This is a genomic window from Pseudomonas sp. SWRI92 (genome assembly GCF_014268685.1).
Classification (GTDB): Bacteria; Pseudomonadota; Gammaproteobacteria; order Pseudomonadales; family Pseudomonadaceae; genus Aquipseudomonas; species Aquipseudomonas marvdashtae.
In genome coordinates, this window is record NZ_JABWQY010000015.1 from 29,512 (window position 1) to 45,373 (window position 15,862).

14 protein-coding genes are annotated in these 15,862 nt (G+C 61.7%); 6 read left to right on the plus strand and 8 right to left on the minus strand.

Annotated elements, in window-relative coordinates:
• Window positions 1-70: 70 nt before the first annotated feature.
• From HU762_RS20415 to HU762_RS20440, 6 genes are read right to left on the minus strand one after another with little or no spacing between them, the layout of a single operon-like run.
• On the minus strand, window positions 71-424 hold the full coding sequence (locus HU762_RS20415) for a Na+/H+ antiporter subunit G (protein WP_186640072.1): 354 nt from the start codon (window positions 422-424) through the stop codon (window positions 71-73).
• Window positions 421-699, minus strand: coding sequence for a K+/H+ antiporter subunit F (locus tag HU762_RS20420; protein ID WP_186640074.1), 279 nt, complete (start codon window positions 697-699; stop codon window positions 421-423). Before HU762_RS20420 ends, HU762_RS20415 begins: the two co-directional genes overlap by 4 nt.
• The gene (locus HU762_RS20425; RefSeq protein ID WP_186640076.1) at window positions 696-1,184 is read right to left on the minus strand and encodes a Na+/H+ antiporter subunit E; all 489 of its coding nucleotides are present in this window, start codon (window positions 1,182-1,184) and stop codon (window positions 696-698) included. The genes HU762_RS20420 and HU762_RS20425 overlap by 4 nt, the downstream gene beginning before the upstream one ends.
• A complete protein-coding gene (locus tag HU762_RS20430; RefSeq protein ID WP_186640078.1) occupies window positions 1,181-2,866 on the minus strand; it encodes a monovalent cation/H+ antiporter subunit D in 1,686 nt (561 codons plus the stop codon). Before HU762_RS20430 ends, HU762_RS20425 begins: the two co-directional genes overlap by 4 nt.
• A complete protein-coding gene (locus HU762_RS20435; protein ID WP_038579788.1) occupies window positions 2,863-3,207 on the minus strand; it encodes a Na+/H+ antiporter subunit C in 345 nt (114 codons plus the stop codon). Before HU762_RS20435 ends, HU762_RS20430 begins: the two co-directional genes overlap by 4 nt.
• Window positions 3,207-6,128, minus strand: coding sequence for a monovalent cation/H+ antiporter subunit A (locus tag HU762_RS20440; protein WP_186640080.1), 2,922 nt, complete (start codon window positions 6,126-6,128; stop codon window positions 3,207-3,209). Before HU762_RS20440 ends, HU762_RS20435 begins: the two co-directional genes overlap by 1 nt.
• A gap of 228 nt (window positions 6,129-6,356) precedes the next feature.
• Here HU762_RS20440 and HU762_RS20445 point away from each other — a divergent pair, with 228 nt between their 5' ends.
• The 4 genes from HU762_RS20445 (at window position 6,357) to HU762_RS20460 (ending at window position 11,525) form a co-directional block, all read left to right on the plus strand.
• The gene (locus HU762_RS20445; protein WP_238340414.1) at window positions 6,357-8,960 is read left to right on the plus strand and encodes an S-type pyocin domain-containing protein; all 2,604 of its coding nucleotides are present in this window, start codon (window positions 6,357-6,359) and stop codon (window positions 8,958-8,960) included.
• Window positions 8,960-9,436, plus strand: coding sequence for a DUF6392 family protein (locus HU762_RS20450; RefSeq protein WP_186640082.1), 477 nt, complete (start codon window positions 8,960-8,962; stop codon window positions 9,434-9,436). Before HU762_RS20445 ends, HU762_RS20450 begins: the two co-directional genes overlap by 1 nt.
• Before the next feature lie 110 nt (window positions 9,437-9,546).
• On the plus strand, window positions 9,547-9,606 hold the full coding sequence (locus HU762_RS26785) for a hypothetical protein (RefSeq protein ID WP_238340417.1): 60 nt from the start codon (window positions 9,547-9,549) through the stop codon (window positions 9,604-9,606).
• 83 nt (window positions 9,607-9,689) lie between these two features.
• A complete protein-coding gene (locus HU762_RS20460) occupies window positions 9,690-11,525 on the plus strand; it encodes a bacteriocin immunity protein (RefSeq protein ID WP_186640084.1) in 1,836 nt (611 codons plus the stop codon).
• A 40-nt stretch (window positions 11,526-11,565) separates the two neighbouring features.
• On the opposite strand, the gene HU762_RS20465 is transcribed toward HU762_RS20460, so the two are convergent.
• On the minus strand, window positions 11,566-12,498 hold the full coding sequence (locus tag HU762_RS20465; protein ID WP_189664456.1) for a DMT family transporter: 933 nt from the start codon (window positions 12,496-12,498) through the stop codon (window positions 11,566-11,568).
• 91 nt (window positions 12,499-12,589) lie between these two features.
• On the opposite strand from HU762_RS20465, the gene HU762_RS20470 reads away from it, so the two are divergent.
• Window positions 12,590-13,153, plus strand: a complete 564-nt coding sequence (locus tag HU762_RS20470) for an XRE family transcriptional regulator (RefSeq protein ID WP_186640088.1) — start codon at window positions 12,590-12,592, stop codon at window positions 13,151-13,153.
• Window positions 13,154-13,168: 15 nt separating this feature from the next.
• Window positions 13,169-14,620, plus strand: coding sequence for an FAD/NAD(P)-binding protein (locus HU762_RS20475; protein ID WP_186640090.1), 1,452 nt, complete (start codon window positions 13,169-13,171; stop codon window positions 14,618-14,620).
• A 36-nt stretch (window positions 14,621-14,656) separates the two neighbouring features.
• Here the strand turns inward: HU762_RS20475 and HU762_RS20480 are convergent, their stop codons facing one another.
• Complete coding sequence (locus HU762_RS20480; RefSeq protein ID WP_186640092.1) at window positions 14,657-15,772, minus strand: Gfo/Idh/MocA family oxidoreductase; 1,116 nt, start codon at window positions 15,770-15,772, stop codon at window positions 14,657-14,659.
• Window positions 15,773-15,862: the final 90 nt, after the last annotated feature.

Below are 15,862 nucleotides of genomic sequence, written 5' to 3' on the forward strand. Positions count from 1 at the left end.
TGGGGCTGCTGCGCAGCCCAGCGGGAGCAAGCTCCCTCGCCACAAAAGCTGTACCAGCTCGAAATGTCTGTCAGTCGGTCCGGCGACTGCTCACCTCCGCCGGCACGTCGTCCCCCGCCATGCGCTTGCGGAACAAGGCCGCCCGGGCCAGTAGCAAGGTGGTCACCGGCACGGTGATCGACAGCAGGATCGGTATCAGCCACGCGTGCAATACCGGCCCGGATTTGAGGGCCGAGAAATAAATGATCGAGGCCAGCGCCACGCACCAGGCGCCCAGCGTCGAGGCCAGCGCCGGCGGATGCATGCGCTGGAAATAATCCTTCAACCGCACCAGCCCGATCGCCCCGGTCAGGGCGAACACACTGCTGGACACCAGCAGGATTGCCACCGGGATCTCCACCCACAACGACAGTTCGCCCATCATTCGATCACCTCGCCACGCAACAGGAACTTGGCCAAGGCGAACGAGCCGACAAAGCCGAACAGGGCGATCAGCAGCGCTGCCTCGAAATACGTGTCACTGGCATACCGGATACCCAGCACCAGCATCATCAGCATCGCAACGATGTACAGGTAATCCAGCGCCAGGACCCGGTCTTGGGCCGAAGGGCCTTGGAACAGACGCACCAGGGTCAGGACCATAGTCAGCGAAAACAGAAACAGGCTCAGCAGGATCGCATTGGAGAGCAGCGGGCTCATTCGAAAATCTCCATCAAGGGGCGCTCGTAGGTGGCCTTGAAATGCGCAATGAATGCCGCTTCGTCCTCCAGATCAAACACGTGCATCAACAGGATGCTGCGGTCCAGCGCCAGTTCCGACCAGACCGTCCCGGGAATCACCGTGGTGATCATCGACAGCACCGCCAGGCCGTTGGCATCGTGCAGATCCAGCGGCACCTTGAGGAACCGCGAGCGAGGTGGACGGCGCCCGGCATTCAGGACGCCCCAGGCGACGGCCACGTTGGACACCAGTACGTCGCGCCCCACCAACAAGAACAGCCGCAGCATTACCCACGGTCGCCGGATGCGGATCGGGCGTGGTCGCAGCGGGCGCATCATCAACGGCGCCAGGAAGCCCAGCGCAGCGCCAAGCAGCACATGACCGGCGCTGAGGGACAGATTCAACGCCAGCCAGAGCAGCCACAGCGCGAGGGACAGCCACGGCGCGGGAAACAGACGCTTCATGGCTGCACCTCGCGCAACCCAGCGCGGGTTTCAGGGTTGGGCACGGTGCGGGTGGCGAGCACCGACATCACATAATGTTCGGGGTTGTTCAGCGCGTCGGCGGCGGACTGGGTGTAGCGCAGCAACGGCTCAGCCTTGAAGGTCAAGGCGATCCCCAGGCCCAACAAGACGATGATCGGCAGACATTCGAACGGTCGCAGCAGCGGTGAGGGCCGTTCTTGCGGCGTCCAGAATCGTTGGATGCCCAGTCGTGAAAAAGCAATCAGCGAAGCCAGCCCCGACAGGATCAGCAACCCTAGCAAGCCCCACGCCGCGGGCGACACGGGTACCTCGGAACTCGCGCCGAGCCCCTGGGGATTGAGCAACGCATGGAGCAGACCCAATTTTGCGATGAAGCCTGAAAGCGGCGGCATGCCGATAATCAACAATGCACAGAAAATGAAACTCAAGCCGAGGAAGGCCATCGTCCAGGGAATCACTTGGCCGACCACGGCCTTCTGCTCGTCGTCGAGGTTGATGCCCTTGGGCGGCTGTAGGGATTCCAGCGGGCGCGGCAGGCTGTCGAGGTCATCGTCCAATGGCGCTTCGTTGGCCGAGCGTGACCGTTCGATCAACTCGGCCAGCAAGAACAGCGCGCAGAGCGCCAGGGTCGAACTCACCAGGTAAAACAGCGCGGCCCCGACGAGGTTGGGCTGGGCAAAGCCGATGGCCGACAGCAGGATCCCCGCTGAGACCAGGATACTCAGGCTGGCCATGCGCTCCAGGCGCTGGGCCGCGAGGATGGCGATCCCCGCGCAGACGATCGTCGCCATGCCGCCGTAGATCAGCCAATCCGCCCCGAAATACGCCGACGCGCCGGCCTGCCCGGAAAACAGTAGCGTCCACAAGCGCAGGATCGTATAGACGCCCACCTTGGTCATGATCGCAAACAGTGCCGCCACCGGGGCGCTGGCCGCGCTGTAGGCCGGCACCAGCCAGAAGTTCAGCGGCCACATGCCGGCCTTGGCCAGGAACGCCACCGCGAGAATCCCCGCCCCAGCGTGTAGCAGGCCGCGGTCGGCTTCCGGCACCAGGGGCACTTTCAAGGCCAGGTCGGCCATGTTCAATGTCCCGGTGACGCCGTAGATCAGGGCCGCGCCAATCAGGAACAGCGACGAAGCCAGCAGATTGATGGAAATGTAATGCAGCCCCGACGACACCCGCGCCCGGCCCGAGCCATGCAGCATCAAACCGTAGGAAGCCGCCAGCAAGACTTCAAAAAACACGAACAGGTTGAACAGGTCCGCCGTCAGGAACGCGCCGTACAGGCCCATGAGCTGGATCTGGAACAAGGCATGAAAACTCGCCCCGGCACGGTCCCATCGGGCCATGGCGAACAGCAGGGCGCACACACCGATGATGCCGGTCAGGACCAGCATCAGGGCTGACAGGCGATCGACCACCAACACAATACCGAACGGTGCCTGCCAATTGCCCGGCAGGTATACGCCAATGGACGCGGGCAGCGCCTGGTCCTGGGTCCAGCGCAACAACAGCACGGCGATGCCCAGGCCCAGCAGGCTGGAAAACAGGTTGATCCGCGCCTTGAGCGGACGGTGCTTTTCGCCGAGCATCAGCATCAACGCGGCAGTCAGCAGCGGCAACAGGATGGGCGCGGCGATCAGGTGAGACGTCAGCATCATTCCTTGGGCTCCCGACCGTCCACATGGTCGGTGCCGGTCAGTCCCCGGGACGCGAGCAACACCACGAGGAACAACGCGGTCATGGCGAAGCTGATCACGATGGCGGTCAGCACCAGGGCCTGGGGCAGTGGGTCGGTGTAGTGCAACAGATCCTGGGGCACGCCGTTCTTGATGATCGGCTCTTTGCCGATGAACAGGCTGCCCATGCTGAAGATAAACAGATTGACGCCATACGACAGCAGGCACAGGCCCATGACCACTTGGAAGGTTCGCGGCCGCAGCACCAGCCAGACCCCCGAGGCGGCCAGCACGCCGATTGCAATTGCGATGACTTCTTCCATCAGGCGGCTCCTATCGGTTGTGCGACGGGTTTGGGATGCAGGCTCGGTTTGTGCGCGCGCACCGACTGGTGGGCGAGGGCGGTGAGGATCAACAGCGTCGAGCCGACCACCACGGCGTACACGCCAATGTCGAAAAACAGCGCGCTGGCCAGATGAATGTCGCCCAGCAGCGGCAATGTGAAATGCCAGGTGTGGGTGGTCAGGAACGGATAGCCCACCGCCATCGCACCCAGGCCGGTGACGGTGGCAAACAGCAGCCCGGTGCCCATCCAGCGCAGCGGTCGCAGGCTCATTTGCGCCTCGACCCACTGAGTGCCGGCGACCATGTATTGGAGGATGAACGCCACCGACATCACCAGCCCAGCGACAAAGCCGCCACCCGGTTGATTGTGGCCACGCATGAACAAGTAGAACGACACCACCAAGGCGATGGGCAGCAACAGCCGCACCAGCACCGAGGGCACCATCATGAAGCCCAGCGCGGTGTCGCTGGCGTGGCGCGGGTTGACCAGGTCGGTGACCACGTCCGGCGCCAGCAGGCGTTGTTGCGCCGGCAGTTGCATGCTTTCCCTGGGCGGCCTGAACCGTCGCAACAAGGCGAACACCGCGAGGGCCACCGCCGTCAGCACGGTGATTTCCCCCAGGGTATCGAAGCCGCGGAAGTCCACCAGCATCACATTCACCACATTGGTGCCGCCGCCTTCGGGCAGCGCCCGACTGAGGTAGAACGAAGAGATGTCATTGGGCGTCTGGCGCGTCAGCATTGCATAGGACAGCAGCGCCATGCCGGCGCCGACGCTGACGGACAGCAGCAAGTCCCGCAGGCGCCGGATACGTGCGCGCCGTTCGCTGTTCGGCCGAGGTAGCGCGTCTTCGATCCGCCGTGGCAGCCAGCGCAGGCCCAGCAGGATCAGCACGGTGGTGACCACTTCAACCACCAGTTGCGTCAAGGCCAGGTCGGGGGCCGAGAACCAGACGAAGGTCACGCACGTCATCAGGCCACAGACACTGACCATCGTCAGCGCCGCGAGACGGTGATACTTGGCCTGCCAGGCTGCGCCCAAGGCACAGGCGATGGCCAGCACCCACAGGGTGACAAACACGACGGAGCCGGGAATCTTCGGCCGGTCGCCCCAGACCAGCGTGCTGTGCAGCATCGGAATCAGCCCGGCCAACACCGCCGCCAGTACCAGGAAAAACAGTTGGGCTTGCAGGCGCCGGGTGCTGATCCTGCGCTCCAGCCGTCGGCCCTGGCGCATCATCAGCACCAGGCAGCGTTCGAACAGCCGCTTGCCACTGAGGCGACCGATCAACGGCGGATGCTTGATGTGGCCTTGTTTGAATTGGCTGCGCAGCAGCAGATACAGGACGATGCCCCCCGACATCGCCACCAGGCTCATGATCATGGGCGCGTTCAGCCCGTGCCAGATTGCCAGGCTGTACTCGGGCAGCGGGTCGCCCACCACGGGCAGCGCCGCGGCGGCCAACAACGAACCGACCACCTGGGCCGGAAAAATCCCCACCAGCAGACAGGTGAACACCAGCAACTCCACCGGCGCGCGCATCCAGCGCGGCGGTTCATGAGGCGTGTGGGGCAGGTCGGTGGCGGTGGGGCCGAAGAACACATCCACGGTAAAGCGCAGGGAGTAAGCGACGCTGAATGTGCCGGCGATGGTGGCGATGATTGGCAGCGCCAACTCGACCCAGGCCGTGGCCGAGATGAACACGGTTTCGGCGAAGAACATCTCCTTGGACAGGAAACCATTGAGCAGCGGCACCCCGGCCATCGCCGCACTGGCGACCATGGCCAGGGTCGCGGTGAACGGAATCAGCCTGACCAGGCCACTGAGCCTGCGAATGTCCCGGGTGCCACTCTCGTGATCGATGATCCCGGCGGCCATGAACAACGAAGCCTTGAACGTCGCGTGGTTGAGGATATGGAACACCGCCGCCACCGCCGCCAGCGGACTGTTCAGGCCCAGCAGCAAGGTGATCAGCCCGAGGTGGCTGATGGTCGAATAGGCGAGCAGGCCCTTGAGGTCGTTCTGGAACATCGCGCAATAGGCGCCCAGCACCAAGGTGCAAGCGCCTGCGCCGCCGACGATGTAGAACCATTCTTCGCTGCCCGACAGCGAAGGCCACAACCGCGCCAACAGGAAGACACCGGCCTTGACCATGGTCGCCGAGTGCAGGTACGCCGACACCGGCGTGGGCGCGGCCATGGCGTGGGGAAGCCAGAAGTGAAAAGGAAACTGGGCGCTTTTGCTCAAGGCGCCGATCAGGATCAGCGGCAGCAGGATGGGGTAGAGGGCATGGTCACGGATCAGGTTGCCGGCGGCCAGGACCTTGTCCAGGTCATAGCTGCCCACCACATGGCCGAGCAGCATCACCCCGGCCAACAGGCACAGCCCGCCGGCGCCGGTCACCATCAACGCCATGTAGGCACCACGTCGAGCGTCGGCGCGGTGATGCCAGTAGCCGATCAGCAGGAACGAGAAGAGGCTGGTCAGTTCCCAGAAAAACACCATTTGGATCAGGTTGCCGGAAATCACCAACCCGAGCATGGCGCCCATGAACGCCAGGAAAAACGCGAAGAAACGCGGTACAGGATCGTCCGGCGACATGTAGTAGCGGGCGTACAACGACACCAGCGTGCCGATGCCCAGCACCAGCAATGAAAACAGCCAGGCGAAACCGTCCAGGCGCAGCACCAGGTTCAGGCCCAGGCTCGGCAACCATGAATATTCCTCGCGGATCACGCCGCCATCGGCGATCTGCGGGTACCACAATGCCACCTGAACGGTGCCGGCCAGCGCCACAAGGCCCGCCAGCAAGGATTCGGCGTTACGCGCGTTATGCGGCAGCAAGGCCGCCAGGCAGCTGCCGATGAAGGGCAAAAGCAATAGAACTATCAGTGACATAGGTTTCTATTCGGCAAAGGTTGTCCGGGATCATACGTGGCGTATTCCAGATCACCAACCGCGAGGGTGTCGCAGAATCCTACAAGGCAGATGGATTTTTCCTATTTTTGGATGTTTCGGTAAGCGCCGGTTCGTTGGGATCGGCCAAGGGTAACAAGGCACTCCTGCCTTAAAGACAGTGTTCGGGTGCGGTGCATATGTACCGCACCCGAACAGGGCTCCATCGCCATGCTGCGCCATACAGAAAAGGAGAACTGTATGGCAAAGCAAACACTTAACGATGGATCAGATGGAACAGTAGTCATCAGACCGGGGCGGCCCGCACCGGGTGGCGGTTCCGGCGGCGGGTATGGCGGCGGCTTCGGAGGAAACCGCGTCGGAGCGACAGGCGGCCCAAAGCGTTCAGCCAAGGGGATGGAAAAGCGGCGGCGAGCGACGCTCCAACGCCAGGCCGAAGAAGCGAAAGCCGCTGCAAAAGCGAAAGCCGACGCTGCGAAAGCCAAGGCCGTCGCTGCCGCGAAGGCCAAGGACCAAGCGCGCCAACAAGTGCTGGCGACCATGGTGCAGCGCCACACCTCCGCCCGGGCCGAGGTGGATCGACACTTCGCGAATAAAAAGCAACAACTCGACGCGTCGCTGCAAAAGGAAATCTCTGCTGCAAGACGGCCGCCTGCCTCGAACTCGACCGAACGTTGGCAGCTTTACACCATCACCATGGAAAAAAACGAAATCGACGGGCTGATCGCCCGCAAGACCCAGGAGCTCAACGCCAAGAATCTCGCCGCCCGTGTCTTCGACGGGCAGAGTCCGCTCACACGTTCGGCGAACGACTACCGCACGCGACTGGCTCAATTCGGCGCCGCGGCTGAAGAAGGTCATCGACTCTGGGAGCAGGCTTATACCGCTGCCCAAGAGGCGCAAATACTGTCTGCGCAGATCAAGGCCCTGACCGAAAAATCCAACGCGCTGGCCCGGCACCATGCCGAACAGACCGTGGTTTGGCGGGAGCGAGAGGTTGTCTGGGAGCGCCAACGCCAGTATGCCGAGCAGCGAGCGGAGCGCATCCGCTTTAAACAGCAAGTGGATGAAAGCATTCGACTGGAGCGGTTCAGGCAAGTCCATACCCTGAGTGTGCCTGCGCTTTCGATGACTGGCGGCGGGATGGTATTGAGCCAGGGGACCGCGTTTGTGCCCCGGCAAGACACGGCGGTATTGGACAAGGCTGTCCAGTCGGCCGTGGCGATGCTCGGTGAGTTGAAGAGCATTGCCTTGAAGGGGCCAGGTTTATTTATCTCGCTGGCGACACACCACATCCCTTTGGGCAACGGAGAACTTACTGTCGAGCAACGTCGACGACTGTTTCAAGGCGTTGGCGTACCGGCCCAGGCACTGGGTCTGGCGGACGAGCAGAGGCTTAGGTCAGTTGCCGATGCAGGTGGCTCGGTAGAAATGCCTCACCGGCTTAAACCTGAAACCGTATCCGAAGGCACCACGATCCACGTCGCCAATACCGGCGGGGCAATCAGTGCTCAGGTTCCGGTCATCAATGCAGTCCTGGACCCATTGTCCGGCCTCTATAAGGCCGAAGTTCCTGGCGTTGTAACCCGGCAACTACAGTTCGCCACTGACGCGGTGCCACACACTGCCCCGACAAGCCCGCCAGTGCTGATGCTCATGGCGCCACACGTCGAGACCCTTCCGACGGGCGTGGACCTGCGCATTCAAGACTGCATCGTCTGCGTGCCTGGCCTGCCACCCACCTATTTCTCTTTCGATTTGCCACCCCTCGGCTCGGGCATCGTCACGGGCGCTGGCAAACCGGCAGCGAATGATTGGTGGAATACCGCAAGCCAGGCCCAGGGCGCAGCCATTCCCGAACAGCTCGGCCACCAGTTACGGGCGCGGGAAATCAAGTCGTTCAGTGCTTTCGATCAGGCTGTATGGCAAACCCTGGCCGAGCATCCGACGCTGTTCAGCAGCGCAGACGAGGTCAATCAGAAACGCATCGAACGAGGCTTTGCCCCCTACGCGCCGAAAAGCACGTGGGTGGGTGAGCGTCGCGAATTCGAACTGCGTTACCAGGAGCGGGCAGAGCTGGGTGAAAACCCATTCAACCTCGACCGCATCAGCATCACCACGCCAAACAGCCTGCTCGGCACACCGGGTATCGTCCCGGCCGTCATACCCTGGCCGGCGGCGCCTGTCGGCAACGGCACCCGAACACCCCTGGTCCCGCCGGGCATCGAACTGCTCGGCCCGACCACCTTACCGATTACACCGCCACTCTCGACGGTATATCCCGGCAACCCTGTCATCCCCGTCCTACCGGAAAACCAGACGTTTCCGGCTATTGATCCGGGGCAGGTCGGTGCCAATATTCCGGGGTATCCGGTAGACACTGAACTGCCTTCGCCGGGGTTGGTGTTTGTCGGCCCTCCGGTGGAACCGTTGGAGGTAGGGCCGTATAACGAGCTCAGTGGTCGAAGCAGAGGGGATGGGTTGGATATTGATCACATACCGTCTAGGAAGGCGTTAAAGGCCTATATTCACATGAACTATAAAGATATGACACCTTTCGAAATCCGGGATGCCATCCGACGGGCACCGTGTATTGCAATTCCTTCGAGTGTCCATCAAAAATTCAGTGAGACTTATGGTGGCCGCAACAGTTTCGAAAAAAGCATGAACGACGCTGCAGATCTGGAGGCGGCGGTGAACAGTAATTCGGCAGCCCTGAAGCCGGGGCTTATTGAGTCTGGAGCGTCAGAGTCAGATATAGATGCCGCCCTAAAGTCGTTGCATGAACTGCATAAAAAACAAGGATGGTATTGATGAAGTCTTTTGAACTTGAAGTCCTCATTGAGCGTGTAGGAAGTCAACATGACGTATTGGTAAGCGAAGGCATACTGCCTGATCAGCCATTGGCCGAAATTTTTGAAGGGGACGATCAACTTTGGCTTGTACCCGAATCGGGCATAGAGCTGGACTTCTGGCGGGAGACAAGGAGATTCGAGACGCTTTTCGTTACCCTCATACGAACCACACCTTCGACCTCCAAATATCAAGGCGAGCTTCCTGCCCCCTATATGCCAGAGATGACGCAGTCTGATGTCCATGCCATTTTTGGTGAGCCGATGGAATCGAAAGGCCCTATAAAAATGCCAGTTCCGATAGGGATGACTGGGGGGTGGGATTCGTACCCGTTGGACCCAGAATTGTATCCCGATAAAAAGGTTGTTTTTCAATATACCCAGGATATGAGAGTAAAAACCTTGGTCTTCACGTTAATAGATAAAGGACACCGTTGATCAAGGTGATGAGCGCTTCCCTATTTCGAAGCTGTCACTGAGCATCCAGACGGTTATGGCGTTATTTCTCGTCCCCCAGCAAAGGCCAAGATGACGGCCTCGTAGGGACCCTGAAAGAAGTCAAGGAATGGCGATCCCGCCATAACAAACCAGGCTTCAAGCCAGAATAAACCAGCCCTTTGAACGCACCTGCTCAACCCGTCGTGAGCAGGCGCGTCATCGAAGGCACACGCTTAAACAAGGAAAACCAAAGATGGAACTTAAAGCAAAACTCCAGGATTACACCGAGTCCGAGTTTCAGATGTTCGTCGACCAGATCTGGAACGTCGATATTCGTGAAGAAGATCATGACAGGCTGATTAATCACTTTGATCGAATAGTGGGGCATCCCGGCGGTGCGGACCTGCTGTTTTACCCAGAGGACACCACGAACCGGAACTCCTCCGGGGCAGTCGTTTATTACGTAAAACACTGGCATCTTAAAAACAACATCATTCCTTTCAAGGGCGGGGCGCTTCCGGCGTCGGTCAAGCCAGGACCCAGGTTGAGCTCAGCCGAGCAGGCGACAGCGAGAGCCAAGCGCGAGCTTGCCAACACGCAGCGGGTGACAGCGGACCTTGCCGCTGCGGAGCGAACGACCGAATCGGCCTTCACGCTGCTTGAGAGTTCTATCAAGGCGCTGCAAACCCAACAGAGTCCAAGCGCGACACTGGCGAACATGGAAAAAGCCATCCGTCACGTCGAGCGCGCACAGCACGATGTGCTCATGGCCGTAGGTGCATTCGGACGCAAAAAAATGCGCCTTGAATTTGCGAAGAACGCAGCCAAGCAAAATCTTGCCTACAACAAAGCGGACGGGACCACCTGGCAAGCCAATCTGCAGCAGGCGACTGTCAACCACAGCCGTTATATTGCGCGTTTGTCGTTGATTGCCCAGCGCCACGCGGAGCTTCACTCCAAGGCCGAAACCGCGCTGGACAATACCTTGGGGCAGCTTGTGCATATACGGGGAACAGACCTCGGCGCCACTTTGTTTCGTCTGTCTGCCGCCGACAATCTGGAACGCCCAAGTCTGTTAATCAGCAATGCGCAGCCGCTGGTGCCCCGCCAGCGAACAGACCTGCAAAAGACGCTCCGTTCCGCAGTCGCCGAGTTCAATTGGTCGATGACTGACGGCGCGCGGGAGCATCTCGGAAAATACGTCGGCGTGCTGAACTTCAGGTTCGCCAGTCGAGCCAAGGCAGTGCGCTTTGGCCTCTGCGTGGCGTTGGCCGAACTCTCGCTGATCGATCCTGATTGGCAGGCACTTGCCGCTCAGCGTGGCGAAGTCGAGTTGCCGATGCGAATGGGCACCACGACGGTCGCCGTGAAACCCGGCAGCCTGTCTTATGGGCTGAAAGCAATACGCGAGCTTTTTGAAATCTACATCACTCCCTGCGCCGGGGCGTTGCCCGCAAAGGTTCGTGTCAGGCCGGCGCTCTGGCATGAAGACGAGAGGGTTTACCGTTTGACGACGGATGGCCCGCAGTCCTCCGTTGTCGAATGGGCGCTACCCCGTGGCGTGGAATCAGCCGCGACGCCCAAGCAGGATCGGCTCGACTCCGCTGGCTTTGTCCGGTCTTCATCGGTGCCAGAATTGGCCTCGTTCGACTCTGTCGAAGAGGTGCGATTCGATGATTACGTCGTGGTGTTCCCCCACGATTCCGGGCTGGAGCCGGTCTACGTGATGTTCAACGACCGTCGGGATTGTCCCGGTGTCGTCAGCGGAGCAGGGCTGGCGGTGGCTGAGGCCTGGCAGACGCAAGCGGCGAGCAGCCAGGGTGCCCCTGTCCCGGCGTTGGTTGCCGATCAATTGCGCGGGCAAGTCTTCGAGCGTTTCGACCTGTTCAAACATGCTTTCTGGAAAGCTGTCGCGGCGACGCCGACACTCAACGCACAGTTCACGTTGGACAACAGGGCGTTACTGCTCAGCGGTTCGGCGCCTCGCAGCGAGCAACCCGGTAATCGGGCGCTGCGCATCTTGCACCGTGTCGACGTCATGCAAGGCGGTGGCGTCTACGATCTAGATAACTTGATTGTTCGTGGCTGACTTCGTCCGGATCTTTCAAATCCGTGCGAGGGAAGGGTAATCAACCCTCGCGTTCAGGCACTTCAATCACCTCAACGGCATTTTTGCCCCGGGTCTTCAACTCGCTGACAATCACCGCCGCCACGATCAATCCAGCGCCCAACAGTGCAATCGCCGGCAACCGTTCGCCCGCCAGGCGCCCGGCGATGCCGGCCCACACCGGTTCGCCGGCATAGATCAGCGTGGCGCGGGTGGGGGAGACGCTTTTCTGTGCCCAGTTCATCGCCACCTGGATCGCTGCGCTGGCGGCGCCCAGGCCGACGGCGCTGATCAACAGCAGCCAGGAAAAGTCAGGAATCACTTCCTGGGTCGGCACCACCATCAGGAAGGCCAACACCGCCGTACTTGCCAGTTGCACCACGGTCACCCGGCGCACATCGACCTGGCCGGCATAGGCGCTGATCAGGATGATCTCCGCAGCAATGGCGATGGCGCTGATCAGCGTGGCGATTTCGCCCGGACTGAAATTCAACGACGCCCCGGCCGGGCCGGACACCAGCATCAACCCGGTGAACGCCAGCATGATGCCGATGCTCGGCATCAATCCAGGCCGCCGACCCAGCACCAGCCACTGCAGCAAGGGCACGAAGGGTACATAGAGCGCGGTAATGAACGCCGATTGGCTGCTGGGAATGGTTTGCAGGCCGACGGTTTGCAAGCCATAACCGAGCATGATCGCCACGCCGATGAAACACCCAGCCTTGAGTTCGAACAGTGTCAGTTCTCGCAGATGGCGCCAGGAGAACAGCGCAACGAAGCCCGCCGCGGCAGCGAAGCGCAGGCCGACAAAAAACATCGGCCCGCTGACCGTCATGGCGTGCTGCACCAGCAGGAAGGTGCCGCCCCAGATCATGGTGATCAGCACGAGCACGCATTCGGCCTTGCTGAGCCTTGGAAAACGGGAGGATGCTTGAGGGGAATTCACCGATGCCATGACCTTGCGCGCCACATGAGGCGGACGCACAATGCGCCCGGATGAAGAAGGTGGGCAGTATAATGCGCAACCCCGGCAAATGAGCAATATAGTGCACAAAGAAAATGGGCAGCGGGCCTCCGTCCTGCAACACGTCAGCCAGAACGTCCGCCGCTTGCGGCATGCCGCCCAGCTCAGCCAGACGGCGCTGGCCGAACGGTCCGGGGTCAGCCGGCGGATGCTGGTGGCCATCGAGGCCGGCGAAAAGAATGTCAGCCTGACCACCCTTGATCGGGTCGCCGAAGCCCTTGACGTGGCCTTCAGCGATTTGATCCAGGCCCCCGAAGCCCGCGACCCGAGCCGCATCAACGAACTGGTCTGGGCCGGTGTGATCCCGGGCAGCAAAGCTGTGTTGCTCGCCAAGGCCACCGCCAGCCGTGAGGTAGAACTCTGGGAATGGCGGCTGGAGCCGGGCGAGCATTACCATTCCGAGTGCGATGCAGATGGATGGAGCGAACAACTTTATGTATTCGAAGGCTGCCTGACGTTGCTGCTGGGCAGTGAAGAGCGCCGCATAGGCGTCGGTGAGTTTTTCATGTTTGCCAGCAACCAGCCCCATGCCTATCGCAATGATGGCGCGGTGGCGGCGCGATTCGTACGCAATGTGGTGATTTGATTCCTGGAGAGCGGTATGGACACAGCGCTGGCGCAAACGATGAAAGGCAATACCCGCGAAGCCGACATCCTGATCATCGGCGGCGGCCTGAGCGGGGCCATGCTGGCCGCGCAGTTGCTGCGCCTGCCGGGCCGGCGCGAGGTGTTGATTGTCGAGCCGCGCAGTGAGCTGGGCCGGGGCGAGGCCTATAGCGCGGTGGAGTTGGGCCATACGCTGAACGGCAACGCGGCGCGCATGAGCGTCGACCCGGACAATGCCGACGACCTTACGCAATGGCTTACCGAGTTCATCGAGGCGGGCGGCTGGCCTGAGTCGGACCAGCAGCACGTGCCGGTCACCGAGCTGTTTCCTCCAAGAGGGCTGTTTGGCCTTTATGTGCAGCAGCGCCTGGCCGAGGCTCGGGAGTGGGGCGCACAAAACGGTTCGACCGCCGAGCACGTGCGTGGGGAGGCCGTGGACCTGCGGCTTGTCGACGATGCCGTGAGGGTGACGGTGAACGACGGCCAAGTCCTGCGTGGCCGTTTCGCGGTGCTGGCCACGGGCATGTTCCCGGCGGCGCGCACTCCGCAAACCGAATCCAGCGGCTTGAATGCCGCGGCCCTGGATCCCTGGGATGTGGCCGCGATGCGTGAACTGGATCCGCAATCCACCGTGCTGATCATCGGCTCGGGGCTGACCATGGTCGACGCGGTGGTATCGCTTGAGCAGGCCGGGCATCGCGGGCCGATCGAAGTGTTTTCCCGCCACGGCCTGCTGCCCCATGTGCGCCGCCAGCCACCGGCCTGGGTGGACTTCCTCGCCGAAGATCACAACCTGCGTTCGCCCCGCCAGTTGATGCGCGCCCTGCGCGAGCAATGCCGTCAAGCGCAGGCCGAAGGGGTTGATTGGCAGGCACCGCTGGACACCGTGCGCGCGCACATCGGGCGTTTGTGGAACCAGGCCAGCGATGTGCAGCGCCGACAGTTCGTGCGGCATGTGCGGCCGTGGTGGGAAAGCCATCACCATCGCTCGCCACCGTTGAGCGCGGAGCTGGTGGCGCGTCTGCACGAGGAAGGGCGGCTGCGGATCCAGGCGGCGTCGTTCAAGGGACTGGCGGTGTCTGGCGGGGGATCGGTGGCCATTAATGTTCGCCGACGGGGAGAGGCCGGACTGGAAGTGGTGCAGGGCGCCGCGTTGATCAACTCCAGCGGCATCGAATATGACTGGCGACGCGTTGCACGACCGTTGCCGCAACAGTTGCTGGCCCGAGGGCTGATCCAGCCGGGGCCGCTGGCCTTGGGCATCGCCGCGCGTGCCGACGGCGCGGTGCTGGATGCCAAAGGCGAGCCGGCCAGCCGCCTGTTCGCCATGGGCCCGCCACTGCGGGGGATGTGGTGGGAAAGTACTGCCGTAACTGATGTGGCGAGCCAGGCCAAGGCGTTGGCGGGGCGGTTGGTTGGGTTGCAAGCCCAAGAAAATTCAGGCTGAACATGCCTCTGTATGGCCAGAGTGGGAAATCAGTGGCTAGCGCTCCCTGACTTTCACCCAACGCTCCTCCCGCGCCGCCACGCGAATCGCCGCCGCCAGTCGCTCCACCTCCCAAGCCTCCTCGAAATCCGTGCCGCTGCCGCCTTCGCCAGCGAGGGCCATGATCAGTTCCTGCACTTCCAACGTCTTCAATTCGTTGTACCCCAACTGGTGTCCGGCGGCCGGGCTGAATGCGGCATAGCCGGGCAGGTCCGGCCCGGCCAGCAAGCGCTGGAAGCCCGGCTGGCCGGCGCGACAGACGCGCAATTCGTTCAGCCGTTCCTGATCAAATGCCAGGGTGCCGAGGGTGCCGCTGATCTCGAAACTCAGGTGGTTCTTGTAGCCGTGCTTGAGCCAGCTGCTGCTGACCGTGCCCCGCGCGCCATTGGCGAAGCGCAGGAGCGCGTGGACCTGGTCGTCCACCGCGATGGCACGTTGTTCGGCGGTGCCTGCGCGAGCGGGGCGTTGGCTGTGCACGGTCTGGCTGTCGGCGCATACCGCTTCGATGTCACCCAGCAGATGCCGGGCCATGGCCAGCAAGTGGCTGCCCAGGTCGGCCAAGGCACCGCCGGCATGCTCGGCTTCGCAGCGCCATGACCACGGCGAGGTGGGGTCGGCCATGAAGTCCTCGCTGAATTCGCCCTGGAAACTGACGATCCGCCCCAAGTCCCCGCGCTGGATCATCTCCCGCGCCAATTGGATGATCGGGTTGTGCTGATAGTTGTAGCCGACTCGCGTCACCACGCCGGCGGCCTTGGCGGCCTGTCGCATGCGGTCGGCCTGTTCCAGGGAAACTGCGAGGGGTTTTTCACAGTAGACAGGTTTCCCCGCGGCCAGCGCGGCCAAGGCCATCGGATAATGCAAATGGTTGGGCGTGGTGATGGCGATCAGGTGGACGTTGGGATTGTCGATCAGTTGCTGCCAGTCGCCGTGGGACGTCTCGAACCCCCAGCTCTGGGCGCACTGTCGGGCACGCTGCGGATCGGCGTCAGCCAGGGCGGCCAGTTTCAGGTCCAGGGGAAGGTCGAACACCGCTTTGGCATTGTGGAACGCCAAGGCATGGGCACGGCCCATGAAGCCGGTGCCAATCAGACCGATGCCGAGTTCACGCATGAGAAGAGCCCTTTGAATTTTTATTTTCAGAAGGGCTCTTTATGGAATAAATATTCCTAAATTGCAATTGGTGGAATAAATATTCATTTC